The sequence below is a fragment of the Bartonella sp. B23 genome, from assembly GCF_053793815.1.
In genome coordinates this window covers 1545273-1569454 of sequence record NZ_CP200033.1, presented here as the reverse complement: position 1 = coordinate 1569454, position 24182 = coordinate 1545273, and the positions used below count along the sequence as shown (strand labels likewise).

Annotated in this window: 21 protein-coding genes; 15 read left to right on the top strand and 6 right to left on the bottom strand. The window is 39.5% G+C overall.

Going from position 1 to position 24182, the window contains the following annotated elements; genetic code table 11:
* Positions 1 to 80: 80 nt before the first annotated feature.
* The 7 genes from zapE (at position 81) to lpdA (ending at position 10546) form a co-directional block, all read left to right on the top strand.
* Positions 81 to 1256 (top strand): cell division protein ZapE, encoded by a 1176-nt coding sequence (zapE, locus tag V4B17_RS06860; protein ID WP_455479397.1) that lies wholly within the window; start codon positions 81 to 83, stop codon positions 1254 to 1256.
* Between the two features lie 292 nt (positions 1257 to 1548).
* Positions 1549 to 2511 carry a malate dehydrogenase gene (mdh, locus tag V4B17_RS06855; RefSeq protein WP_455479396.1) on the top strand — a complete coding sequence of 321 codons (963 nt, stop codon included), beginning with the start codon at positions 1549 to 1551 and terminating at the stop codon, positions 2509 to 2511.
* Positions 2512 to 2605: 94 nt separating this feature from the next.
* Entirely contained in the window at positions 2606 to 3802 is a 1197-nt protein-coding gene (sucC, locus tag V4B17_RS06850; RefSeq protein WP_455479395.1) for an ADP-forming succinate--CoA ligase subunit beta, read from the top strand.
* Between the two features lie 3 nt (positions 3803 to 3805).
* Entirely contained in the window at positions 3806 to 4708 is a 903-nt protein-coding gene (sucD, locus tag V4B17_RS06845; protein WP_455479394.1) for a succinate--CoA ligase subunit alpha, read from the top strand.
* A gap of 155 nt (positions 4709 to 4863) precedes the next feature.
* A complete protein-coding gene (locus V4B17_RS06840; protein WP_455479393.1) occupies positions 4864 to 7863 on the top strand; it encodes a 2-oxoglutarate dehydrogenase E1 component in 3000 nt (999 codons plus the stop codon).
* Positions 7864 to 7895: 32 nt separating this feature from the next.
* Positions 7896 to 9107: a 2-oxoglutarate dehydrogenase complex dihydrolipoyllysine-residue succinyltransferase gene (gene odhB, locus V4B17_RS06835; protein ID WP_455479392.1), complete on the top strand. Its 1212-nt coding sequence runs from the start codon at positions 7896 to 7898 to the stop codon at positions 9105 to 9107.
* 32 nt (positions 9108 to 9139) lie between these two features.
* On the top strand, positions 9140 to 10546 hold the full coding sequence (lpdA, locus tag V4B17_RS06830; protein ID WP_455479391.1) for a dihydrolipoyl dehydrogenase: 1407 nt from the start codon (positions 9140 to 9142) through the stop codon (positions 10544 to 10546).
* Between the two features lie 135 nt (positions 10547 to 10681).
* Here the strand turns inward: lpdA and V4B17_RS06825 are convergent, their stop codons facing one another.
* Together V4B17_RS06825 and V4B17_RS06820 are read right to left on the bottom strand one after the other, a co-directional pair.
* A complete protein-coding gene (locus tag V4B17_RS06825; RefSeq protein ID WP_455479390.1) occupies positions 10682 to 11920 on the bottom strand; it encodes a saccharopine dehydrogenase NADP-binding domain-containing protein in 1239 nt (412 codons plus the stop codon).
* A 59-nt stretch (positions 11921 to 11979) separates the two neighbouring features.
* Positions 11980 to 13077 carry a carboxynorspermidine decarboxylase gene (locus tag V4B17_RS06820; RefSeq protein ID WP_455479389.1) on the bottom strand — a complete coding sequence of 366 codons (1098 nt, stop codon included), beginning with the start codon at positions 13075 to 13077 and terminating at the stop codon, positions 11980 to 11982.
* A gap of 154 nt (positions 13078 to 13231) precedes the next feature.
* Between V4B17_RS06820 and V4B17_RS06815 the strand changes: the two genes are divergently transcribed.
* The 7 genes from V4B17_RS06815 to mnhG all read left to right on the top strand — a co-directional run bounded on the left by V4B17_RS06815 (position 13232) and on the right by mnhG (position 19959).
* On the top strand, positions 13232 to 13681 hold the full coding sequence (locus V4B17_RS06815; RefSeq protein ID WP_455479388.1) for a BA14K family protein: 450 nt from the start codon (positions 13232 to 13234) through the stop codon (positions 13679 to 13681).
* Between the two features lie 223 nt (positions 13682 to 13904).
* Complete coding sequence (locus tag V4B17_RS06810; protein ID WP_455479387.1) at positions 13905 to 16826, top strand: monovalent cation/H+ antiporter subunit A; 2922 nt, start codon at positions 13905 to 13907, stop codon at positions 16824 to 16826.
* Positions 16826 to 17167: a Na+/H+ antiporter subunit C gene (locus V4B17_RS06805; protein WP_455479386.1), complete on the top strand. Its 342-nt coding sequence runs from the start codon at positions 16826 to 16828 to the stop codon at positions 17165 to 17167. The genes V4B17_RS06810 and V4B17_RS06805 overlap by 1 nt, the downstream gene beginning before the upstream one ends.
* Complete coding sequence (locus V4B17_RS06800) at positions 17167 to 18789, top strand: monovalent cation/H+ antiporter subunit D (protein ID WP_455480206.1); 1623 nt, start codon at positions 17167 to 17169, stop codon at positions 18787 to 18789. Before V4B17_RS06805 ends, V4B17_RS06800 begins: the two co-directional genes overlap by 1 nt.
* Entirely contained in the window at positions 18786 to 19271 is a 486-nt protein-coding gene (locus V4B17_RS06795) for a Na+/H+ antiporter subunit E (protein WP_455479385.1), read from the top strand. The genes V4B17_RS06800 and V4B17_RS06795 overlap by 4 nt, the downstream gene beginning before the upstream one ends.
* Positions 19268 to 19549 carry a K+/H+ antiporter subunit F gene (locus tag V4B17_RS06790; RefSeq protein WP_455479384.1) on the top strand — a complete coding sequence of 94 codons (282 nt, stop codon included), beginning with the start codon at positions 19268 to 19270 and terminating at the stop codon, positions 19547 to 19549. The genes V4B17_RS06795 and V4B17_RS06790 overlap by 4 nt, the downstream gene beginning before the upstream one ends.
* A complete protein-coding gene (gene mnhG / locus V4B17_RS06785; RefSeq protein WP_455479383.1) occupies positions 19546 to 19959 on the top strand; it encodes a monovalent cation/H(+) antiporter subunit G in 414 nt (137 codons plus the stop codon). The genes V4B17_RS06790 and mnhG overlap by 4 nt, the downstream gene beginning before the upstream one ends.
* A 27-nt stretch (positions 19960 to 19986) precedes the next feature.
* Here mnhG and V4B17_RS06780 read toward each other — a convergent pair whose 3' ends face one another.
* From V4B17_RS06780 to V4B17_RS06765, 4 genes are all read right to left on the bottom strand, one after another.
* The gene (locus V4B17_RS06780; RefSeq protein ID WP_455479382.1) at positions 19987 to 20385 is read right to left on the bottom strand and encodes an MliC family protein; all 399 of its coding nucleotides are present in this window, start codon (positions 20383 to 20385) and stop codon (positions 19987 to 19989) included.
* 17 nt (positions 20386 to 20402) lie between these two features.
* Positions 20403 to 20798 (bottom strand): MliC family protein, encoded by a 396-nt coding sequence (locus V4B17_RS06775; RefSeq protein WP_455479381.1) that lies wholly within the window; start codon positions 20796 to 20798, stop codon positions 20403 to 20405.
* A 418-nt stretch (positions 20799 to 21216) separates the two neighbouring features.
* On the bottom strand, positions 21217 to 22347 hold the full coding sequence (gene aroB / locus V4B17_RS06770; protein WP_455479380.1) for a 3-dehydroquinate synthase: 1131 nt from the start codon (positions 22345 to 22347) through the stop codon (positions 21217 to 21219).
* The gene (locus V4B17_RS06765) at positions 22322 to 22954 is read right to left on the bottom strand and encodes a shikimate kinase (RefSeq protein ID WP_455479379.1); all 633 of its coding nucleotides are present in this window, start codon (positions 22952 to 22954) and stop codon (positions 22322 to 22324) included. Before V4B17_RS06765 ends, aroB begins: the two co-directional genes overlap by 26 nt.
* Positions 22955 to 23214: 260 nt before the next feature.
* Here V4B17_RS06765 and V4B17_RS06760 point away from each other — a divergent pair, with 260 nt between their 5' ends.
* Positions 23215 to 24150, top strand: coding sequence for a site-specific tyrosine recombinase XerD (locus tag V4B17_RS06760; protein ID WP_455479378.1), 936 nt, complete (start codon positions 23215 to 23217; stop codon positions 24148 to 24150).
* The last annotated feature ends 32 nt before the right edge of the window (positions 24151 to 24182 follow it).

Genomic DNA, 24182 nt, shown 5'->3' with positions numbered 1-24182 from the left:
AAAAATAAAGGATATGTGTGCAGTTTTGTGAAGGAAACTTGTATTTTTCATTGAAAACGGATTGAGAAAAGGTTTTTTGGATGATTTTAGTGTCGACGTGCTATAAGGAGTTGGTGTCCAAAGGAGAAATTAGTTTTGATCTTGCTCAATTGGCCTTGACAGAGCATTTTGATCATTTATTACAAGATATTATAGAACAAGATGTTTCTCGTTCTTGGTCATTTTGGCATTTTTTCAGGAAAAAAAAGCAAACTTTTTCTCGTGTTTCAAGACAAGGTGATGATCCCTTTCGGGGATTGTATATTTATGGTGATGTAGGACGAGGCAAAACCATGCTTATGGATTTGTTCTTTTCTTGTTTGCCGCAGAAATGTAAAAAACGTGCCCATTTTAACGATTTTATGACTGATGTGCATGAGCGCATTAATGTTTACCGTCAAACATCAAAAGCTTCAAAAGCTGAACCCAATAATCCTATTTTAGCTGTTGTTGAAGATCTTGCACGAGAAGCGCAGATACTTTGTTTTGATGAATTTAGTGTAACAGATATTGCTGATGCTATGATCTTGGGTCGCCTTATCTCTGCTTTGTTTGATCAAGGGATTTTCTTTGTTGCGACTTCAAATGTTGCTCCAGATAATCTTTATTATAACGGTTTAAACAGAGAGCTCTTTTTGCCATTTATCCAAGTTTTGAAAGCACATGTTCGCGTTATTAATCTTGATGCAAAAACAGATTATCGCTTTGAGAAATCAAATTTACAACAGTTGTATGTGTCGCCGTTGGGGGTCCAAGCAGATGAATATATGGATCAGGCGTGGACGCTGGTGTTGCAAGGACACAAGGAAACATCTGATGAACTTTTGATAAAAGGTCGCCTTGTTCATATTCCGCGCTCTGGAGCAAGTTGCGCCCGCTTTGATTATCAAGATTTGTGTGCAAAGCCTTTGGCGGCGGCTGAGTATTTAGCCTTGGGGGAGCGTTATCATACAATTTTTGTTGATAATGTGCCTGTGATGGATGATGCATGTCGCAATGAAACTAAACGATTTATTTTACTTGTTGATGTCCTCTATGAACGCCGCATAAGATTATTTATGTCAGCAGCAGCAGGGGTTGATGGGTTATATAAAGGGCGTGCGCAGACGATAGAAACATTTGAGTTTCAGAGAACACAATCGCGTCTTTTTGAAATGCAAAGCCAAGATTATTTAAAAATTTGGGCAAAACGTTTTCTTTTGAAAGGGGAAAATTGATCATAACTTTACCTTTACGTAAATAGTACAAACAATAACTATTTGAATTCAAAAGAAGTGTAATAATTCTGTTGTATTTTTTTAAAATTCACTTTATCGATACAGAGTGGTAATTTTCTCATAGCTGTTTTCTTGGAGGGTTTTTACTTTTATGAGGAGAGAAGTTTGGCGAGTTTCATATCTTTCTCCTTTTGATAATGGTATTAAAAATTGAGCTGAGGTTAAAGAAAATATTCAGTATACTAGCGCTGGTGAATGCGCGCCAAGTTATCTAACGTTAGGAAGAAATAGAATGGCACGAAAGAAAATAGCTCTTATTGGTTCAGGTATGATTGGTGGTACTTTAGCACACATAATTGGACTTAAAGAACTCGGTGACGTTGTCTTATTTGATATTGCAGAAGGTGTGCCGCAAGGTAAGGCTCTAGATATCGCCGAATCTTCACCTGTTGACGGTTTTGATATCAGTCTAAAAGGTGCTAATGCTTATGAAGCAATTGAAGGTGCCGATGTTGTTATTGTAACAGCAGGCGTTGCACGAAAACCCGGTATGAGCCGTGATGAACTTTTGGATATTAATTTAAAGGTAATGGAGCAAGTTGGAGATGGGATCAAAAAATATGCTTCTTCAGCGTTTGTTATTTGTATTACCAATCCCCTTGACGCGATGGTGTGGGCATTGCAGAAATTTTCAGGTCTCCCTACACATAAAGTGGTTGGTATGGCTGGTGTTCTTGATTCAGCGCGTTTTCGTCATTTCTTATCTGAGGAATTTAAGGTCTCTATTAAAGATGTAACAGCGTTTGTTTTAGGGGGTCACGGTGATTCAATGGTTCCTCTCGTACGTTATTCAACGGTTGGTGGTATTTCTTTGCCTGATCTTATAAAAATGGGCTGGACAACACAGGAAAGAATTGATCAAATTATTCAGCGTACCCGGGATGGCGGTGCAGAGATTGTCGGTTTGTTAAAAACAGGGTCTGCTTTTTATGCACCAGCAGCTTCTGCTGTTTCTATGGCTGAAGCTTATTTAAAAGACACTAAGCGTGTTGTTCCTGTTGCTGCCCATCTTTCAGGGGAATATGGGGTTGGGGATATCTATGTCGGCGTTCCCGTTGTGCTTGGTGCGGGCGGCGTTGAACGGGTTGTTGAAATTAATCTTGATAAAGAAGAAAGAGTTGCTTTTGAAAAATCAGTAAATGCGGTGCAAAGACTTTGTGAAGCTTGTATTGCTCTTGTGCCTAGTCTCAAATGAGTTGAGCAAGATTTTGTTCATTACAATAGAGTGTTTTAAAATGCTAGGATTTGAGGATTAATAAAAGTGGTTTGTAAAAGAAAAGGACAAATGCATGAATATCCATGAATATCAGGCCAAACGTTTGCTTTATGAATACGGGGCACCGATTGCAAATGGTGTTGCCGTTTATTCTGTGGAGCAAGCTGAAAAATGGGCAAAAAAATTGCCTGGACCACTCTATGTGGTTAAAAGTCAGATTCATGCTGGTGGTCGTGGTAAAGGAAAATTTAAAGAACTTAATCCTGATTCAAAGGGCGGTGTTCGTCTCGCAAAATCAGTTGAAGAAGTTGTTGCAAATGTTCAAGAAATGCTTGGTAAAACTCTGGTAACCCAACAAACGGGTTCAGAGGGTAAGCGGGTTAATCGTCTTTATATTGAGGATGGTGCTGATATCGAACGAGAGCTTTATCTTTCACTTTTGGTTGATCGTAGTGTTGGTCGGGTCGCATTCGTTGTTTCAACAGAAGGGGGAATGGATATTGAAGCTGTTGCTGAAGAGACACCAGAAAAAATATTAACCCTTCCCATTGACTCTGTGCAAGGGGTTACCTCTGCCGATTGTACAAGGCTTTGTGATGCATTGCAATTGCACGATGGTGCGCGGGAAGACGGTGAAAAGCTTTTTCCAATTCTCTATAGAGCGTTTTGTGAAAAAGATATGAGTCTTCTGGAAATCAATCCGCTTATTGTGATGAAAAATGGTCATTTGCGCGTTCTTGATGCAAAGGTTTCTTTTGATAATAATGCTTTGTTCCGTCATCCAGACATTTTGGAGTTGCGCGATCTTTCAGAAGAAGATCCAAAAGAAATTGAAGCATCAAAGCATGATCTCGCTTATGTTGCTCTTGAGGGTACTATTGGTTGCATGGTCAATGGTGCGGGTCTCGCTATGGCAACAATGGATATTATAAAACTTTATGGAGCTGAACCTGCAAATTTTCTTGACGTTGGGGGTGGTGCTTCAAAAGAGAAGGTGACAGCTGCTTTTAAAATTATCACTGCTGATCCGAATGTTAAAGGCATTTTGGTCAATATTTTTGGTGGTATTATGCGTTGTGATGTTATTGCTGAAGGTGTGGTGGCTGCTGTTAGAGAAGTTGGTTTAAAAGTTCCTTTGGTTGTCCGTCTTGAAGGCACGAATGTCGAGCAGGGTAAAGCGATTATTGGTGAAAGTGGTTTGAACGTTACTCCCGCTGATGATTTAGATGATGCTGCTCAAAAAATTGTTGCAGCCGTGAAGGGAGCTTAAGCTATGTCGATTCTTGTGAATAAAGATACAAAAGTTTTGGTTCAAGGGCTTACAGGAAAAACAGGAACGTTTCATACAGAACAAGCGCTTATTTATCACGGTACGCAAATGGTTGGTGGCGTTAATCCTAAAAAGGGTGGTGAAATATGGGAGGGCTCAAAAGGTAAAACTCTTCCTATTTTTTCCAGTGTTGCGGAGGGAAAAGAAAAGACAGGAGCGGATGCTTCGGTTATTTATGTTCCTCCTGCAGGGGCTGCAGCAGCTATTATAGAAGCTATTGATGCTGAAATCCGTTTGATTATCTGTATTACGGAAGGTATTCCTGTTATGGATATGGTTAAAGTAAAGGCGAGATTAGAGAAATCAAAATCGCGTCTTATTGGTCCTAATTGTCCTGGTATTCTCACACCAAATGAATGTAAGATCGGTATTATGCCTGGTTCTATTTTCAGGAAAGGCTCTGTTGGGGTTGTATCGCGGTCGGGAACTTTAACTTACGAGGCAGTCTTTCAAACCAGTCATGAAGGTCTTGGACAGACAACAGCTATTGGTATTGGTGGTGATCCTGTTAAGGGCACTGAATTTATTGACGTGTTGGAGATGTTTTTAGCTGACGATGAAACCCAGTCTATTGTTATGATTGGTGAGATTGGTGGTTCGGCTGAAGAAGAAGCAGCACAGTTTCTCCAAGATGAGGCAAAAAAAGGTCGTAAAAAGCCTGTGGTTGGTTTTATTGCTGGTCGTACAGCACCTACAGGGCGCACAATGGGGCATGCAGGTGCCGTTATTTCTGGTGGTAAAGGTGGGGCAGAAGATAAAATATCTGCGATGGAATCAGCGGGGATTCGGGTTTCTCCTTCACCATCACAGATAGGTAAAACTTTAATGTCAGTTTTGAAAGGGTAAGAGATTTCATTTGAACAGGAATTTATCCTTATTCGGATGAAATATGGGATATAAAAAGGCAAAACTTTTTTGAATTTTTTAATTCTCCTTTGCTTTATAAGCATTAAAGGTTGAGAAAAATATAAGGAGACGGAATAGATGTTCCGGAGAGGTGTATGGCAAGGCAAGACGAGATAAATAGTCTTTTTGCACAAACGTCATTTCTATATGGTGGAAATGCGGATTACATAGATCAACTCTATGCCAAATATGAAAAAGATCCCGCCAGCGTAGATTCACAGTGGCGTACTTTTTTTGAAAACCTTCATGATAAAAAAGAAGATGTTCTCAGAAATGCTGAAGGGGCAACATGGCAACGTGATCATTGGCCGTTAAAGGCAAATGGAGAATTGGTTTCTGCTCTCGATGGCGATTGGTCTGTTCTTGAAAAACATGTTGGTGATAAATTAAAAGAAAAAGCAGCAGCGAATGCTGCGCAAAAAGGAAAAATCTCTAACGAACAAGATATTATTCGCGCAACGCGTGATTCTGTCCATGCTCTCATGATGATTCGTTCTTTTCGTGCACGTGGGCATCTTCGTGCACGGCTTGATCCTCTTCAGTTGGCGGAAAAACTTGAAGACTATAAGGAACTTTCTCCAGAAGCTTACGGTTTTACTCCTGCTGATTATGAGCGTTCTATTTTTATTGATAATGTTTTAGGGTTGGAATATGCAACCATTCCACAGATGCTTGAAATTCTCGATCGTACCTATTGTTCAACAATTGGTGTAGAATATATGCATATTTCTGATCCTGCTCAAAAAGCATGGCTTCAAGAACGTATTGAAAAACCAAATAATCGAATTTCTTTCACAAAGGAAAACAGAAAAGCTATCCTTAATAAGCTTATTGAGGCGGAGGGGTTCGAGCAGTTTTTGGATACAAAATATAAAGGAACAAAGCGTTTTGGACTTGACGGTGGTGAAGCGCTGATTCCTGCTCTTGAACAAATTATTAAATGCAGCAGTGCTTTGGGCGTACAGGAAATTATTTTAGGAATGGCTCATCGTGGTCGTTTAAACGTTCTTTCACAAGTTCTTGCAAAACCACATCGGGCTATTTTTCATGAATTTAAAGGGGGATCTTATAAGCCCGATGATGTAGAGGGATCAGGTGATGTAAAATATCATTTAGGAACTTCAGCTGATCTTGAATTTGATGGTAAAAAAGTTCATTTATCGCTTTTGGCCAATCCATCTCATCTTGAGATTGTTGATCCGGTTGTTGTTGGCAAGGCTCGTGCTAAGCAAGATCAACTTGTGGGGCCTACGCATGCTGATGCACTCCCATTAAGTGAGCGTTCGAAAGTTTTGCCATTGCTTATTCATGGTGATGCTGCTTTTGCAGGACAAGGTGTCATCCAAGAAACTTTTGGCCTTTCAGGTCTTAAAGGTTACCGTGTTGCAGGCTCTATCCACGTTATTATAAATAATCAGATTGGGTTTACAACGGATCCACGTTTTTCGCGCTCTTCGCCTTATCCATCGGATGTGGCAAAAATGATTGATGCGCCAATTTTTCATGTGAATGGTGATGATCCTGAGGCTGTTGTCTTTGTTGCAAAAGTAGCGACAGAGTTTCGTCAGATTTTCCATAAACCGGTGGTTATTGATATGTTTTGTTATCGTCGTTATGGACATAATGAAGGCGATGAGCCTTCTTTTACACAGCCGCTTATGTATAAGGCGATCCGTAATCACAAAACCACTCTTCAGCTTTATAGCGATCAGTTAGTTAAGGAAGGGGTGATTTCTTCAGAGGAAATTGAACAGCAAAAAAAACTATGGCGCGATAAGCTTGAAGTTGAGTTTGAAGCAAGTGCTTCTTATAAGCCTAATAAAGCTGATTGGCTTGATGGGAGTTGGACGGGACTTAAAGCTTTCAGCAACGCTGATGAACAACATTCTGGAAAGACGGGTGTTGAGCTGAAGACTTTAAAGGAAATTGGACGAAAGCTTGTTGAAATTCCATCAGATTTTCATGTTCATAAAACTATTCAGCGTTTTTTAAGTAATCGTGCTAAAATGTTTGAAACTGGTGAAGGAATTGATTGGGCAACAGCTGAAGCTTTAGCCTTTGGTTCACTATGTTTAGAAGGGTCACCAGTTCGCCTTTCTGGTGAGGATGTCGAACGTGGAACTTTCTCACAACGTCATTCAGTTCTCTATGATCAAGAGAATGAATCCCGTTATATTCCTTTGAACCATTTGCAAAAGGGGCAGGGGTTTTATGAAGTTGTTAATTCTATGCTTTCTGAGGAAGCCGTTCTTGGTTTTGAATATGGATATTCTCTTGCTGAACCACGAGGATTAACGCTTTGGGAAGCGCAGTTTGGTGATTTTGCTAATGGTGCACAGGTCATTTTTGATCAATTTATTTCATCTGCAGAGCGTAAATGGCTTCGTATGTCCGGTCTTGTGTGTTTATTACCTCATGGTTTTGAAGGGCAAGGGCCAGAACATTCTTCAGCACGTTTAGAACGTTTTCTTCAATTGTGTGCAGAGGATAATATGCAGGTTGCTAATTGTACAACCCCTGCAAATTATTTTCACATTTTGCGTCGGCAAATTAAACGTGATTTTCGTAAGCCTTTGATTTTAATGACGCCGAAGTCACTTTTACGTCATAAGCGGGCTGTTTCTTTTCTCAGTGAAATGGGATTAGAAACGGGTTTCCACCGCTTGTTGCTTGATGATGCGGAATGTTTTGAAAACTCTGCCGTTAAATTACAGAAAGACAATAAAATTCGCCGAATTGTTCTTTGTACGGGTAAGGTTTATTACGATCTTTATGAAGAACGTGAAAAGAGAGGCATTGATAATGTTTATTTGCTGCGTGTTGAGCAGCTTTATCCTTTTCCTGCAAAAGCTTTGGTGGATGTATTGTCACGCTTTTTGCAGGCAGAAGTTGTTTGGTGTCAAGAAGAACCGAAGAATATGGGGGCTTGGTCATTTATTGAACCTTATTTAGAATGGGTTTTGACGCATATTAATGCGCAATATTCACGTGCACGTTATGCTGGACGTCCTGCAAGTGCATCACCAGCTACGGGATTGATGGTGAAACATCTTGAACAACTTTCTGCGTTTCTTGAAGACGCATTAGGTTCTTAATTTATTACTACTCTGACGTATGGAAAAATATTATGACTATTGAAATCCGTGTTCCTACTTTGGGCGAATCGGTTACCGAAGCAACAGTTGGCAAATGGTTTAAAGAGCTTGGTGAAGCTGTTGCTATGGATGAGCCATTGGTTGAATTAGAAACTGATAAGGTAACGGTTGAGGTGCCTTCGCCTGTTTCAGGGAAATTATTTGAGATTATTGCAAAAGAAGGGGATACGGTTGAAGTGAATGCGCTCTTAGGAGCGGTTGAAGCTGGATCAGCTGGTGTTTCCAAGTCATTTTCACATTCTTCTGCACCTGTTCCAGGGACTCTATCTGAATTGGGGCAGCCTTCTTCAAGCAGTACAATGCCTCCTGCTCCTTCAGCTGCAAAATTGATGGCTGAAAACGATATTGCAAAAAGCGATATTTCGGGTTCTGGAAAACGCGGGCAAATTCTCAAAGAAGATGTTCTTGGTGTTGTCGTACAAAGAACAAAAGCACCTACTCCTCCTGTTTCTACATCCAGCTCTTCAGTTGCTCCTGTTCAGGACATACGCGAGGAACGGGTTCGTATGACGAAATTACGTCAAACAATTGCTCGTCGTCTTAAAGATGCACAGAATACAGCAGCAATGTTAACCACATTTAATGAGGTTGATATGTCTGTGGTGATGGATTTGCGCAAGCGTTATAAGGATCTTTTTGAAAAGAAACATGGTGTTAAGCTCGGCTTTATGGGATTTTTTACCAAGGCTGTTTGTCATGCACTAAAAGAACTTCCTGCTGTTAATGCAGAAATTGATGGAACAGATATTGTTTACAAAGGCTATGTCAATGCTGGCATCGCTGTTGGAACGGATAAAGGGCTTGTTGTTCCGGTTGTTCGTGATGCAGATCAGATGTCGTTAGCAGAAATTGAAAAAGAGATTGGCCGTTTAGGTCGCCTCGCTCGTGATGGAAAATTAGCAGTTTCTGATATGCAAGGTGGAACTTTTACTATTACCAATGGAGGTGTGTATGGGTCGTTAATGTCGACGCCGATTTTGAATGCACCACAGTCTGGTATATTGGGAATGCATGCAATTAAGGAACGAGCGATGGTTGTTGACGGTCAAATTATGATCCGACCTATGATGTACTTAGCGCTTTCTTATGATCATCGCATCGTAGATGGGCAAGAGGCTGTAACTTTTCTTGTGCGTGTTAAGGAAAGTTTGGAAGATCCGGAACGTCTTGTTCTTGACTTGTAAAAGTACAGTTTTCAGGATGAAAGGAAAAATGGATGTCTTATGATGTGGTTGTGATCGGAGCAGGTCCAGGTGGTTATGTAGCAGCAATTAAAGCAGCGCAACAGGGGCTTAAAACGGCGATTATTGAAAAGCGTATGACACTGGGTGGCACATGTCTAAATGTTGGTTGCATTCCTTCAAAGGCATTATTACATGCTTCGGAAGTTTTTGCTGAAACGCAGCATGGTTTTGAAACACTTGGTATTTCTATTTCGAAATCTAAGCTTAATCTTGAGCAGATGATGGCGCATAAAAAAGCTGTTGTAACAGCCAATACGAGTGGTGTTTCTTTTTTAATGAAAAAGAATAAAGTTGATACTTTTTTTGGTACAGCAAAAATTTTGTGCGCAGGTCAAATTGAAGTCGTTGCTAGGGATGGTCGTCAACAAACGATTGAAACAAAGAATATTATTATTGCTACGGGGTCAGAGAGTTCGGGTATTCCAGGTGTTGATGTTGAAGTTGATGAAAAGGTTGTTGTATCTTCTACAGGGGCACTTGCACTTGAAAAAGTACCAACGCGCATGATTGTTGTTGGGGCTGGTGTTATTGGTTCGGAGCTTGGTTTGGTTTGGAGTCGCTTAGGTGCTAAAGTTACTGTCGTAGAATATCTTAATAAAATTTTAGGATCAATGGATAGTGAAATTTCACGGCAGTTTCAAAAAATAATGGAAAAACAAGGTATTGAATATAAGACTAGTGCAAAAGTAACAGCTATTACGCAATCTGGTTCGACGGCTCAAGTGAGTTTTGAAGCGGTAAAAGGTGGTGCATCTGAAACTTTAGAGGCTGATGTTGTGCTCATTGCTGCTGGACGATCTCCATACACGGAAGGTCTGGGTTTGGTAGAAGTTGGTGTTCAGTTGGATGAGCGTGGCTTTGTTGTAACGGATGCGAATTGGCAAACCAATATTCCAGGAATTTATGCGATTGGTGATGTTGTTAAAGGGCCGATGTTGGCGCATAAGGCAGAAGAAGAAGGCGTTGCTGTGGCTGAAATTTTGGCAGGTCAAAAAGGCCATGTTAACTTTGATGTTATTCCTAGTGTTGTTTATACACAGCCGGAAATTGCCAGTGTAGGAAAGACAGAAGAAGAACTTAAAGCTGCTGGAATTGATTATAATATTGGCAAATTTCCTTTCATGGCTAATGGACGTGCACGTGCGATGCAAAAAAGTGATGGATTTGTTAAAATTCTTGCTGATAAAAAGACGGATAGGGTTTTAGGTGGACATATTCTTGGTTTTGGAGCTGGTGAGATGATTCACGAAATTGCGGTTTTGATAGAATTTGGTGGTTCATCAGAAGATCTAGGGCGTTGTTGCCATGCGCATCCTACCCTATCAGAAGCAGTGCGGGAAGCAGCTCTAGCGACATTTGCTAAACCGCTTCATATCTAGACGCGTTTTTAGTATTCTGCGATGTTTCTTTAAAAAGCTTAGAAAATGTTTTTATTGTCTGTGGGTTGTACGTTTTAAGGAAAACCGCCTTGTTTGGGGCGGTTTTTCTTTATCTGTCATTGATATATCAAAAGTTTAAAATTGTAATTTTTTCTCTTCTTGTTGTTCTCTTATACAGGTGGAAAGACCCATATGATTGAGATATTTTAGGAAGGGATGTGGTGGTAATTCTTCTACATTGACCATGGTTTTAACATCCCACTCGCCGGTGGCAATAAGAAGAGCTGCTGCTGCTGCTGGTACACCAGCTGTATAAGAAATGCCTTGTGCACCGGTTTCATTAAAAGCTTGCTTGTGATCAGCTATATTATAGATAAAAATTTCCCTTGGATTTCCATCTTTTTTTCCTTTTATAAGATTTCCGATACAGGTTTTTCCTGTATAATCTGGTGCTAAAGAGGCTGGGTCGGGTAAGACAGCTTTTACGACTTTCAAAGGAACAACTTCTTGGCCTTCTGCTGTTTTAATAGGTTGTTCGGATAAGAGTCCTAGATTTTTCAGGACGGTAAAAACAGTGATATAACGTTCACTAAATCCCATCCAAAATCGGATATTTTGAACATCAAGATTTTTGGATAACGAATGAATTTCATCGTGTCCTGTCATATAAGCTTTTTGTTTTCCAACAACTGGTAAATCCCATTCATGGCTGATTTCAAACATTTGATTGGAGATCCATTGTTTATTCTGCCACGACCATACTCGTCCTGTAAATTCTCGAAAATTAATTTCTGGATCAAAATTTGTAGCAAACCAACGCCCATGATTTCCGGCGTTAATATCAATAATATCAATATCGGTGATTGTATCAAAATAATCATCGCGTGCTAATGCTGCGTAAGCATTCACAACACCGGGGTCAAATCCTGCTCCTAAAATAGCAGTTATACCAGCTTTTTCACATTCTTGGCGTCGAGGCCATTCATAATTGCCATACCAAGGAGGCGTTTCACAAATTTTCAAAGGGTCTTCATGAATTGCGGTATCGATATAGGCACATTTTGTTTCAATACAAGCTGAAAGAACAGACATATTAAGAAAAGCGGAACCAACATTGATGACAATTTCGCATTTTGTTTTTTGGATGAGCTTTACAGTTTCTTCTACATTCATTGCATTGAGTGTATGTCCCTTGATGATACCTTGTTTTTTCATTGTATTTTTTTCTTTAATAGATGCAATGATAGCTTCACATTTTTTGAGTGTCCGTGAAGCAATATGAATCTCACCGAGAATATCGTTGTTTTGAGCACATTTGTGCACAACAACTTGTGCAACACCTCCAGCTCCAATAATGAGAATGTTTTTCTTCATTGTGGATTTTATCTCCTTTTAATAGCGTTGTTCTACGATGTTTTTTTAATGGTTATTTTTTATGAAAGGCTTTTCTGATAGTCATTATAGCTAAATTGGCGTTGAATTGTTAGCGTACCATCCAATTCTTTGATAACAATGGCAGGCATTGCAACGCCATTGAACCAATTTTTCTTAACCATTGTATAACCAGCGGTATCTTGAAAAGATAGCCTATCACCTATTTTAAGAGGTTCATGGAAATAAAAAGTTCCAAAAATATCACCAGCAAGACAGGATTTTCCGCAGACCATAATTTCATGGGAACCTTTATTGGGTTCTAATTTGGCATTTTCACGATAAATTAAAAGATCAAGCATATGTGCTTCAATGGAGCTATCAACGATGGCGAGTTTTTTTTCATTATACAATGTGTCAAGAACACTTACTTCTAGTGTGGTGCTTTTTGTTATAGCGGCTTCTCCTGGTTCTAAAAAAATGGTGACACCATAGGTTTCGGAAAAATCTTTTAAGCGTTTTGCAAAAGTTTCTAGAGGATAGTTTTCAGCGGTAAAATGAATACCGCCGCCGAGGCTTATCCAGTCAACTGCAGCGAAAAGTTCTGCAAATTTTTCTTCCATGTGGTTCAGCATCTGATTAAAAAGATTAAAATCAGCATTTTCGCAATTATTGTGGATCATCAGGCCATTTATGAGGGGCAGAACTTCTTTTATGGCGTTTTGATTGGTTTCACCTAAGCGGCTAAAAGGGCGGGATGGGTTGGCAAGATCAAAGTTGGATACGCTGATTCCTGGATTTAATCTCAAGCCTCGTTGAATGGCCTTGGTAACGTTAGCAAAACGTTGAAGCTGTTGGATGGAATTAAAGATGATTTTATCTGCATAGCCACAGACTTCATCAATTTCATGATCGGCCCAAGCAACTGAATAAGCATGGGTTTCTTTGCCAAATTTTTCTCTTCCTAAACGCAATTCATAAAGGGATGATGATGTAGTTCCATCCATAAACTCGGACATTAAACCAAATAGACTCCATGTTGCAAAACATTTCAAAGCAAGCAAAATTTTTGCTCCGGATATTTTTCGTAAGTGTGTGATGGTTTCCATATTCCTTATGAGTTTAGATTTATCGATAAGATAATAAGGAGTTTTAATCATTGTTTATCCATTCTTTTTTGAAGGATCTTATTGCAAAGTTTAACGTTTAATACAAAGAGAAAAAGAATGCCTCAAAAAAAGAATTTTTTTCTCTTTGACAGTAAAAAAACTTTCTGTAACTGCGTTTTGATTTTGTAATGTTGAGATTTTCGTTATGTGTATGAAAAAAAAATTATATTATACTTTTGTTCTTATATTCCTTGGTGGTTTTTTTGTTGCAATAACCAATGTTGTTAATTTGGTGCAAAATAAGAGTAATGTTGAAGCTAAAGTGGTTCCTCAAGCTTTTGTTCAAGAGAGTGCAGTACCTTTGATTTTTACAGGGCGTAGAGAACTTAACGGTTTTAAGGGTTATCGTAATTATCGTCATGACTATCGTAAATATATAGATAACTGGTGGTATCCTGAGGAAGCTTTCGTTGCATTACCACATCTAAACACAAAACATACGATTTCGAAAGCTGTATTGGATGCAAAAAAGTGGCCCCAACAGCATATCGAGTCTTGCCGTGCACGTTACCGCTCTTATAATGAAAGTGATAACAGCTACCAACCTTTTCATGGATCTCGTAAGCAGTGTTTTTCGCGCTTTTTTAAAGGGTAAAAATTTTTAAATGTGAAAAATCTCTATCCAGCCTTATCGTTCTTGGAATAAAAAGATAATTTGTATGGTATGCAGTTTTTTCACGCAACGGTTGTTTTTTGAAAAATTTAAATGTTTTTAAGCTTTATTAAATCTTATTGTCGTAAGTGCGAGATAATGGGGGTAGCAGTGTAATTTTTATTTTGTTGATAACAAAATATTAAAGTAAAATGGAGTTTAAAGAATGACAACACGGGAAGCAATGTTGGTATTGCTCGTTTTGCTTCCCTTTGGTGGAAGTGCTATAATTGGCTTTTTTCGCTCAACAGCAAAAAATAATGAAGCGTGGTTTGCTGGTGTCATTGCACTTTTCAGTCTTCTTTTTACAATAATGCTCTATCCAGAAGTTCGTGGAAATCGCGTAGTGCGTTTAGATATTTCTTGGCTTCCAGAATGGGGAACTGATTTGATCCTCCGTATGGACGGTTTGTCGTGGCTTTTTTGCCTGCTCATTACAGGAATTGGGCTGCTTGTTGTCATTTATTCACGTTATTACATGGATCCGGCGGATTATGTACCGCGTTTTTTTTCCTTTTTTCTGGCTTTTATGGGATCAATGACAGGAATAGTTTTATCAGGAAATCTCATTTTTTTGGTTATTTTCTGGGAACTTACCAGCATTTTTTCTTTTTTGTTGATTGGCTATTGGTATCATAACGCCAGTGCGCGTGATGGTGCACGTATGGCTTTAACAATTACAGGTTTTGGTGGTTTTGCCCTTTTTATTGGGGTTTTATTGATTGGGTATATTGTTGGCAGTTTTGATTTGGATAAGGTGCTGCAGTCTGGAGATATGATCCGGTCAAGTCCTCTTTATAGTCCTGTCCTTGTTTGTATCTTATTGGGAGGATTAACAAAAAGCGCGCAGTTTCCGTTTCATTTTTGGTTACCCAATGCGATGGCTGCTCCAACGCCTGTATCGTCTTATTTGCATTCGGCGACAATGGTGAAAGCAGGATTATTTTTACTTGTTCGTTTATGGCCAGTTTTATCTGGGACAGAATCTTGGTTTTGGCTAGTTGGCTTTTCAGGACTCTCAACATTGCTTCTTGGCGCTTATTTTTCCATGTTTCAGCAAGACTTGAAGGGGCTTCTTGCTTATTCAACTATTAGTCATCTTGGATTGATTACCACGCTTTTAAGTCTTGGTAGTCCACTAGCATGTGTCGCGGCGATTTTTCATATGGCTAATCATGCTACTTTTAAATCTTCTTTATTTATGGCAGCCGGTATTATTGATCATGAAACGGGGACACGCGATATGCGTAAGCTAACAGGTCTTTATCACTCTATGCCTATCACAGCAACCCTAGCTTTAGTAGCGAGTGCGGCAATGGCTGGGGTTCCCTTGTTGAATGGTTTTTTATCGAAAGAAATGTTTTTTGCTGAAGCGGTTGAAACACATATGGAATCATGGCTCGATTGGATTGCACCTTATGTAGCAACGCTGGCTAGCCTGTTTAGTGTAACATACTCTATACGTTTTATTCATGGTGTTTTTTTAGGATCAAAACCTGTAAATTTACCAAAAACTCCACATGAACCACCGCATTTTATGCGTTTACCAATGGAGTTTTTGGTGTTTATTTGTTTGGCAGTTGGTATTTTTCCTAATTTAACAATAGGGCCTATTTTAGATAATGCAGTTGTTTCTGTTTTAGGGTCGATGGCAATTCCTTATAATTTGGCTGTTTGGCATGGCTTTAATACTCCATTAATGATGAGTTTTGTCGCTTTATTAGGAGGCGGATTGCTCTATGCTGTCGGGCATCGTTATTTTTTATCCTGTGATGATGGGCCTCCTTTTTTTCGTCACTTGAATGGACCGCGTATTTTTGAACGCATTCTCGTGATTATTTCTTGGAAATGGGCGCGTGCAGTAGAATCTGTTTTGTCAACACGCCGTTTGCAAACACAGTTACATTGGATTTTTCTGTTGTGTTTTGCATTTGTTTGTATTTTGCTTTGGTGCGATGGTCTTATTTCAGCGGGTTCATTACTACTTTTTCCGCTTGATATTCCTTTTCTTGCTCTTTGGTTAGTCGGCGGATTGTGCGCACTTTTGGTTGCTTGGCAAGCAAAGTTTCACCGCCTTGCATCACTTATGCTCTTGGGGGGAGCTGGCTTGATGACTTGCGCAACCTTTTTGTGGCTTTCTGCACCTGATTTGGCAATAACTCAATTGGTTGTTGAGGTTGTAACAGTCGTTTTATTATTGCTTGGTTTGCGTTGGTTGCCTAAGCGTTTGCATCATCCTGCTCAAACGCCTGTTCGTTTTTTTGTGCGTTTGCGCCGTATACGTGATTTCATCATGGCACTTGTGGGTGGTGGTGGTGTAGCATGGCTTTCCTTTGCAATGATGACACGCCCTCAAGATACGACAGTTTCTGATTTTTTTCTGACGAATGCTTATTCTGGTGCTGGTGGTCGAAATGTGGTGAATGTGTTGTTGGTGGATTTTCGTAGTTTTGATACTATGGGAGAAATTGTGGTTTTGGGTGTTGTTTCACTCACTGTTTTTGCCCTTTTACGACGGTTTCGCCCTGCTCCTGAGAGTATTGATGCGCCTTTTCAACAACGTATTCAGGAAGCTTTTGATATGGCGCAGCCTGATCGGAATCTGGGGGATACAATATTGAACTATCTTGCTGTTCCTGCTGTTATTATGGGGTGGCTTTTTCCGGTTATTATCGTTTTTTCCGTTTATTTGTTTATGCGGGGACATGATCTTCCAGGAGGCGGATTTGTCGGTGGTGTAACTTTAGCGATAGGCTTTATTTTGCAATATCTTGCATGTGATATTCGTTGGGTGGAAAATCGTTTGAGGGTTTTACCTTTACGTTGGATGGGATTTGGCTTACTGTTGTCAGTTGCAACGGGAGTTGGATCTTGGTTCGTTGGATATCCTTTTTTAACCTCATTTTTTCAATATACGCATCTTCCGTTAATTGGGAATGTTCCTGTGGCGTCTGTTTTTTTGTTTGATTTTGGCGTGCTTTCTCTTGTGTTGGGAGCAACTGTTCTTATTTTAATTGCACTGGCACACCAATCAATTCGTAGCTACCGAATCGGTAAAAAACCTAGTATAAAAGAGAAGGAAAATTAATGGAAATTGTTCTTTCTTTGGGTATCGGTGTTTTTGTTGGATCAGGCATTTGGCTTATTTTACGTCCACGAACTTTTCAAGTCATTCTTGGTTTGTCTTTGATCTCCTATGGTGTCAATCTTTTTATGTTTTCAATGAGTAGACCGCGTAGCAATGCTGCACCAATTGTTGATCCTTCCACGGTGATAAATCCAGGGAATTACGTTGATCCTCTTCCACAGGCTTTGGTTTTAACAGCAATAGTGATTGGTTTTGCAACGACAGCTTTATTTTTGGTTATACTTTTGGTTTCACGAGGATTAACAGGTTCAGATCACGTTGACGGACGTGAGGTGCAGTGATGGAATCTTGCGTGCAGCATCTTCTTATTTTGCCTATTATTTTGCCGTTAAGCATTGGAGCACTCCTTCTTTTTTATGATGAACGCCGTTCAAAATTTAAATCATTGATTAGTCTTTTTTCTGCGGGATTATTGGTTATTATTGCTATTTTATTAGTTCTGCGTACTCTTGAAATAGCACCGGCGTCGGAAGTTTATCGGCTTGGCAATTGGCCTTCTCCCTTCGGAATTATTTTGGTTCTTGATCGATTAAGTGCTATGATGCTTTTACTTTCAAGCTTAGTGATTACTGCCGCGCTGGTTTTTGCACAGGCTTATTGGTACAAAGCTGGTTCTCATTTTCAATCACTGATGCAATTTTTCATGGTCGGAGTAAACGGCGCTTTTTTGACAGGTGATTTGTTCAATTTATTTGTGTTTTTTGAAGTGATGTTAACAGCCTCTTACGGGCTTGCTTTGCATGGTTCTGGTCAGTTACGTGTGCGTGCAGGGCTGCATTATGTTGTGGTTAATCTTGTTGCTTCATTGCTTTTTTTAGTTGGTACAGCACTTATTTATGGAGTTGTTGGCACTCTTAATATGGCTGATTTGGCTGTTAAAATAAAACGTATAGCTGCTGAGGATATTGTTTTGTTTGAAATAGGTGCTGCGCTTTTGGGTATAGCCTTTTTACTTAAAGCGGGTATGTGGCCACTTAATTTTTGGTTGATGCCGACTTACAGTGCTGCGGCAGCGCCCGTTGGAGCCTCTTTTGCACTTTTGAGCAAGGTGGGTATTTATATTATTTTACGTTTGACGCTGCTGTGGTTTGATCATGAAAGTAGATATTTTAGCCATTTTGGTCATACGGTTTTGTTTTATGGTGGGCTTGCCACTATGATTTTTGGTTTTATTGGGGTATTGGCTAGCCAAGTTTTGGTACGTTTGGCAGCTTATAGTGTCCTTGTATCTTCTGGCACATTGTTGACAGCGATTGGAATGGGAAATGCAGCTCTAACAGCGGGTGCACTCTTTTATATTGTTTCTTCAACTTTAGCGCTTGGCGCTTTTTTTCTTCTTGTGGAATTGGTGGAACGCTGCCAAGACGTGGCTGCTAATGTTTTAGCTGTTACAATGGAAGTGTATGGTGACGATGAAGAAGAGGAAGAAGATGAAATTGGCACCTATTTACCGGTAACCTTGGCAATTCTTGGGGCTTGTTTCGGTATCTGTGCTATTTTAATTATTGGGTTACCGCCTTTTTCTGGTTTTGTTGCTAAGTTTATGATGTTCTTGGCAATTTTCAATCATAGTAAAGAGGATTTTTCTGCTTCTATACCGGTTTACTATGATTGGCTTTTTGTGTTTTTTGTAACCATCTCTGGTTTTGCGGCTTTGATTGCTTTAACACGAACGGGTATTCGGACTTTTTGGGTTTCTCTTGAAGGTAGGGTTCCACGTGTACAGATGATTGAATTTGCACCTATTGTTGTTCTCCTTGCTTTGTGTTTTCTTATAACAATTGTGGCCGATCCTGTTGGTCATTATATGTCTGAAACTGCTAAAACTTTGCATGATCCTCAGAATTATATTAGGAGCGTTTTAGACGAATTTTCTCTTGAAAATAGGAGGATGAATCAATGAATCGTTTTTGTCCTTTCCCTTTTTTCAGTGTGACAATTGTTTTTATGTGGTTGATCTTAAATGGTTTTAGTTTAAGCCAATTGCTTTTAGGGATTATAATTGCTCTGTTTAGTGGTTGGGTGATGCGGATTCTTGAGCCGGAAAAGATCACTGTTAAAAATTGGCGTGCAGTTTTTCGTCTGATTTTTCGTGTGTTTATCGATTCTATAATTTCAAATGTTTCAGTGGCTTGCTTTATTTTAACAAAAAAGTTTCAAAAACAGCAGTCTGGTTTTGTTGTTGTGCCTCTTTTGCTTAAGAGTCCTACAGCTTTGGCTGTTTTAGCATGCGTCTTTGCGGTAACTCCAGGAACTGTCTGGATTGCCTATAATAGAAAAAATGGTGAACTTTTGCTTCACGTTTTAAATTTCAAAAATGAATATGATTACCAACAGGTTATCAAACAGCGGTATGAGCAATTGATTTTGGAGATTTTCTCATGAGTATGATGATCCTTTATTGGGGGATTTTTCTTTCGCAGTTTTTTTTAAGTTTGGCAATGATTTTCGCGCTGTTTCGATTGATTCGCGGCCCACGGGCGCAGGATCGGATTGTGGGTTTGGATGCTCTTTATATAACTACTATTCTTTTGTTTCTTACATTTGATATTCGTTCAGGAACAACCATTTATTTTATAGCAGCTCTCATTATTGGGCTTTTAGGTCCTGTATCAAGTATTGCTTTGGCAAAATTTTTAATGCGGGGAGAAATTATTGAATGAAGGATGATGTATCACTTGTAGTTGCTATTGCTGTTACAGTTTTTTTAATATTGGGATCTGGTCTTACATTGATCGGGACGATAGGCTTGGTACGTCTTTCTAATTTTTACAAACGCTTGCATATGCTTTCGTTGAGTACGAGTTGGGGTGCTGGTAATATTCTCATTTCTTCGTTTCTTTATTCAACGTTTGTAGATCACCATTTTGTATTTCATGAAATATTATTGATGATTTTTTTACTTGTGACAATACCGGTAGCTTCCATGTTGGTGTCACAGGCGGCGGCTTATAGACACCATTCGGAGAATGAATTAGAAAAGTCAGAAAACGAATTGGAAAAGCCGCTGGCTCTTTTGTCGCATAAGGCAGAAAAACAAATGTCCGCATCAGAAGGGATATCATGCGATTAGAGCCAGTACGGTTTTATGTGCAGCAGCTTATTTTATCTCTGTGCCTTTTTCTTCTACACAGTGAATGGGTTTATCTTCATTTGGATCATCAATAAGGTCATAAAGTGTGGCTTCGTCTCTTTTTGTCCACCAAACATATATGTCTCCCATATATTTTGTTCCAGAAGCGGAGATTACATTGGAAGCGACGACGCGTCTATCTTTCCATTTGAAATCAACTAATGAAATATTGTCAGCATTGAGATAGGTTGCTTCAACACGTTCCTTACTTGTTCCAGTATCACATTTATAGATGACGGTTTCTTTTTTCGGTTGCGGATCATCTGGTACTTCAATGACTAAAGAGCCAGCAAAGACGCTGATTGAGTTGAACAGTGATAGATTTAAAGGGACTAAAAATCCTAAAATGAGTAGAGTTTTTTTCATGATATTTCCTCAATTAATTAGAACAATAACGTTGATTCATCCTTACAGAGTATGGGTTTTTTTTCTTCTGGATCATGAATAAGATCATAAAGCGCGACTTCATTGTTAGTCTTCCACCAGATATAATGGGCTCCTGCGTATTTTGTTCCCGTTGCGGCGATTATGTTGGCAGCAATAACACGATCGCTTTTCCATTTGAAATCAACTAACGAAACACCATCAGCACTGAGATAGGTTGCTTCAACATGCTGTTTACTTGCTCCAGTATCGCATTGGTAAGTAACGGTTTCTGTTTTTGGCTTTGGATTGTCTGGTACCTCAATAATAAAAGAATCAGCCAAGCTATTGTTGGAACTGAAGAGTGACAAACTTAAAGCGGTGAAAAACCCTAAAATATACGAAGTTTTTTTCATAATGCTTCCCTATATTCCTAATATTGCGCACAAAGAATAATTTGATTGATACGATGGTGTCTACGGCAGGATTCGAACCTGCGACCCCAGGATTCATACCACTTCGATTTTCACCGCCAGCCTTATCAGCTGTTTGTGGTCTGGACTGTCTCTTCACCTTGAAGCTTTTAGCTCTTTAGGTGCTGCCCGTTCAGTCTCTACACCTTTCTCTCATTTTAGGAGAGACTTGGCTCGGGATTGGCATATAGTCTCCCATGAAGCTTTCCCCGAATTTGAGCAGATCCACTTTGAGGATTTCTCCTCAAGGCGCCCAATTTTTCTAGGAATCCTGTGCTCTATCCTACTGAGCTACGCAGACATCATCGTGCTTATTCCTTTAATAGAAGTATAAAAACGAATCAATTATATTCAATATGAATTAACTAATTTCTGCTAGTTTTTGTTCAAGGAAAGCAAAAACTGCGTCTGGTGAAACATTTTTTGCAATAAATGATTGACCAAGTCCACGTGTTAAGATGAAGGTCAAATTGTTTTGCGAGACTTTTTTGTCTTGAGCAATGAGAGTCATTAGCATTTCGGCATTTGGTAGTTTCCCTGGGATATCTTTTAGCTGTGTAGGCAATCCTATCGCTTTAAGGTGTGCTTCAATACGTTGTGTAAGTGTGGGGCTTATTAGATTTATTTGAGCAGAAAATTGATGCGCTAGAATCATTCCAATTGCTATAGCTTCACCATGAATTAAACGGTTTGAGTCATAAGAGGTTGCTGTTTCAAGCATGTGCCCAAATGTATGGCCAAGATTTAAGAGTGCGCGTTCTCCAGTTTCGTATTCATCACGTGCTACAATGTTGGCTTTAAATTGGCACGAGCGGACAATGGCTTCTGTTCGTGTTGAGCCATTAGAAAAAATTTTTTGCCCATTTTTTTCAAGCCATTCAAAAAAATCAGGTTGGTTAATAAGGCCATATTTAACTATTTCTGCATAACCAGCGCGAAATTCGCGCGGTGGTAAGGTATCAAGAAGACATGTGTCAGCGATAACGCATTGTGGTTGATAAAAAGCACCAATAAGATTTTTACCATATTGACTGTTGATTCCGGTTTTTCCGCCAACGGAGGAGTCAATTTGTGCGAGAAGTGTTGTCGGTATCTGAATGAAGTTCATACCGCGGCGTATGATGCTTGCGGCAAACCCTCCTAGGTCGCCAATAACACCACCACCAAAGGCAACAACGCAATCGCCTCTTTCTAGACGTGCAGAAAGAATTCGGTCAATGACTTTTTGCAGCGTTGAAAAGGATTTTGATTGCTCTCCTGCTTCTACGACGATTGGAAAAGCATGGATTTCGTTTTTTGTTAATTCTTCTTGCAATGTAGCCAAGTGGAGAGATGCAACATTTGTATCTGTAACGACAGCTAAACGCGTTTGAAAGCTTTTTTGATTAAGAGAACACTTAATGTGTGAGGCAGCTTGTGCAATTAAATCTGAACCAATGATGATATTATAACAGTGCTTATCTAGTTTAACAGTAACGGTCTTGGCTTGCATGCTGGTTGTTCCTATTGTTAATTTCTGTGTATAAGTAATGTTGTACAGATCGTATGACATTATGTGCTACAATGTGTAGGCTTTCTTTATGACTGTTAACTGTTAGGTTTGCTTTTGCATAGATCGGATTACGCTGTTCCATGAGTTTTTGCATGGTTTCTTTAGGATTGGCTGTTTGAAGCAGAGGGCGTGTTGGGCGATTCGAAACACGTTTCATGAGGATATCAAGGTCGACTTTTAGCCATACGGATATACCATTTTGATGAATGGCTTTACGAACATTTTCGTTTATGTAAGCACCACCACCTGTTGCTAAAACAAGAGGACTTTTTTTCATGAGGTTTAAAATAACACGTTGTTCAAGAGCGCGGAATTCTGATTCACCATAAATTTTAAAAAGTTCCATGATTGTCATTTGTGCAGCTTTTTCAATTTCTTGATCAGAATCATAAAATGGTAAACGGAGCATGGTGGCGACGCGTTTTCCGATTACTGATTTGCCTGCTCCCATAAGACCTACAAGGACAAGAGCTCGTTTATCAAGAGTTGATAAGAGTTGCTTCTTTACTTGTGTGATCGGAATTTGTTTAGATCGATTAATTTTCATAACTTTATTTCGGCATTTATCTGCCTTAAAGTCAATTCCTGTTAATCTTTGTGAGATATAATAAGAGGTGAAGTACTTTGAGAATAGTCTATTATCTTATGCCAACATTGACCAGATTTTTGATGATTATTTTTATTTTTTTTGCTGTTTTTTTCAGCATCATGATCGCTCTCGTGGTTTGGGTTGAACCAGTAGCTGTAGACATGTATATCGATGTTCCTTTAAATTTGCCAAATCTTTCTTCGAAAGCGAATCAATAAATGAAAGATGGCGCTGTGATAGATCATTTTCTTGAGATGATGAGTGCAGAGAGAGGAGCTTCTACACACACGCTTGCGGCTTATCAGCATGATTTGCAGTGGGCACAAGATGAATTGTCTTCACACTCTATTTCGCTTTTTTCAGCAAAAAAAGAAGATTTAATTGGCCTTTTGTCCCTTATGCATACTCTCGGTTTTACAGCGTCTTCACAAGCGCGTCGTTTATCGACTTTGCGTCAATTTTACCAATTTCTTTACGCAGAGGGGTTGAGAGAAGATGACCCCTCTCATGATATTGATGCACCTCGTCAGGGACGCCATTTGCCCAAGATTATAAGTGAGGATGCGGTAACAAAATTGCTTGATTTGGCGGAGTTTGAAGTGAAACAAGCAGATTATGGGTCAAATAATCATTTTCGTGCATTGCGTCTTCAATTGGTGATTGAAATGCTGTACGCAACAGGGTTGCGTATCAGTGAGTTGGTGAGTCTTCCGGTGAAGGCTGTACGGGGGAAGAGTTACAGTATTTTGATTTGCGGTAAGGGCAAAAAAGAACGAATGGTGCTTTTATCAAAAAAAGCATGCCAAGTTCTTTCGCAGTGGTTAAATTTGCGTGATAAAGGAAAATATGCAGCGAGTCCTTATCTTTTTCCTGCGCATTCAGAGACAGGGTATATTGCTCGACAAGTCGTTGCACGAGAGTTGAAAAATCTCGCAAATAGATCGGGAATAAAAAGCAGTAACTTTTCTCCCCATGTGTTACGCCACGCTTTTGCTAGTCATCTTTTGCAAAATGGTGCTGATTTACGTGCAGTTCAGCATTTGTTAGGTCATTCTGATATTTCTACTACTCAAATTTACACGCATGTATTGGAAGAAGGTCTTTATCGTTTAGTTAATGAGCACCATCCGCTTGCAGATAAGCAGAAGGCTTAGTAAAGAAAAAGGAGATGTTTTTGAGAAATACT

Excerpts from the sequence above, each read along its gene's own strand:
- zapE (WP_455479397.1), top strand. The coding sequence starts at position 81 with ATGATTTTAGTGTCGACGTGCTATAAGGAGTTGGTGTCCAAAGGAGAA.
- mdh (WP_455479396.1), top strand. The coding sequence starts at position 1,549 with ATGGCACGAAAGAAAATAGCTCTTATTGGTTCAGGTATGATTGGTGGT.
- sucC (WP_455479395.1), top strand. The coding sequence starts at position 2,606 with ATGAATATCCATGAATATCAGGCCAAACGTTTGCTTTATGAATACGGG.
- sucD (WP_455479394.1), top strand. The coding sequence starts at position 3,806 with ATGTCGATTCTTGTGAATAAAGATACAAAAGTTTTGGTTCAAGGGCTT.
- V4B17_RS06840 (WP_455479393.1), top strand. The coding sequence starts at position 4,864 with ATGGCAAGGCAAGACGAGATAAATAGTCTTTTTGCACAAACGTCATTT.
- odhB (WP_455479392.1), top strand. The coding sequence starts at position 7,896 with ATGACTATTGAAATCCGTGTTCCTACTTTGGGCGAATCGGTTACCGAA.
- lpdA (WP_455479391.1), top strand. The coding sequence starts at position 9,140 with ATGTCTTATGATGTGGTTGTGATCGGAGCAGGTCCAGGTGGTTATGTA.
- V4B17_RS06825 (WP_455479390.1), bottom strand. The coding sequence starts at position 11,920 with ATGAAGAAAAACATTCTCATTATTGGAGCTGGAGGTGTTGCACAAGTT.
- V4B17_RS06820 (WP_455479389.1), bottom strand. The coding sequence starts at position 13,077 with ATGATTAAAACTCCTTATTATCTTATCGATAAATCTAAACTCATAAGG.
- V4B17_RS06815 (WP_455479388.1), top strand. The coding sequence starts at position 13,232 with ATGTGTATGAAAAAAAAATTATATTATACTTTTGTTCTTATATTCCTT.
- V4B17_RS06810 (WP_455479387.1), top strand. The coding sequence starts at position 13,905 with ATGACAACACGGGAAGCAATGTTGGTATTGCTCGTTTTGCTTCCCTTT.
- V4B17_RS06805 (WP_455479386.1), top strand. The coding sequence starts at position 16,826 with ATGGAAATTGTTCTTTCTTTGGGTATCGGTGTTTTTGTTGGATCAGGC.
- V4B17_RS06800 (WP_455480206.1), top strand. The coding sequence starts at position 17,167 with ATGGAATCTTGCGTGCAGCATCTTCTTATTTTGCCTATTATTTTGCCG.
- V4B17_RS06795 (WP_455479385.1), top strand. The coding sequence starts at position 18,786 with ATGAATCGTTTTTGTCCTTTCCCTTTTTTCAGTGTGACAATTGTTTTT.
- V4B17_RS06790 (WP_455479384.1), top strand. The coding sequence starts at position 19,268 with ATGAGTATGATGATCCTTTATTGGGGGATTTTTCTTTCGCAGTTTTTT.
- mnhG (WP_455479383.1), top strand. The coding sequence starts at position 19,546 with ATGAAGGATGATGTATCACTTGTAGTTGCTATTGCTGTTACAGTTTTT.
- V4B17_RS06780 (WP_455479382.1), bottom strand. The coding sequence starts at position 20,385 with ATGAAAAAAACTCTACTCATTTTAGGATTTTTAGTCCCTTTAAATCTA.
- V4B17_RS06775 (WP_455479381.1), bottom strand. The coding sequence starts at position 20,798 with ATGAAAAAAACTTCGTATATTTTAGGGTTTTTCACCGCTTTAAGTTTG.
- aroB (WP_455479380.1), bottom strand. The coding sequence starts at position 22,347 with ATGCAAGCCAAGACCGTTACTGTTAAACTAGATAAGCACTGTTATAAT.
- V4B17_RS06765 (WP_455479379.1), bottom strand. The coding sequence starts at position 22,954 with ATGAAAATTAATCGATCTAAACAAATTCCGATCACACAAGTAAAGAAG.
- V4B17_RS06760 (WP_455479378.1), top strand. The coding sequence starts at position 23,215 with ATGAAAGATGGCGCTGTGATAGATCATTTTCTTGAGATGATGAGTGCA.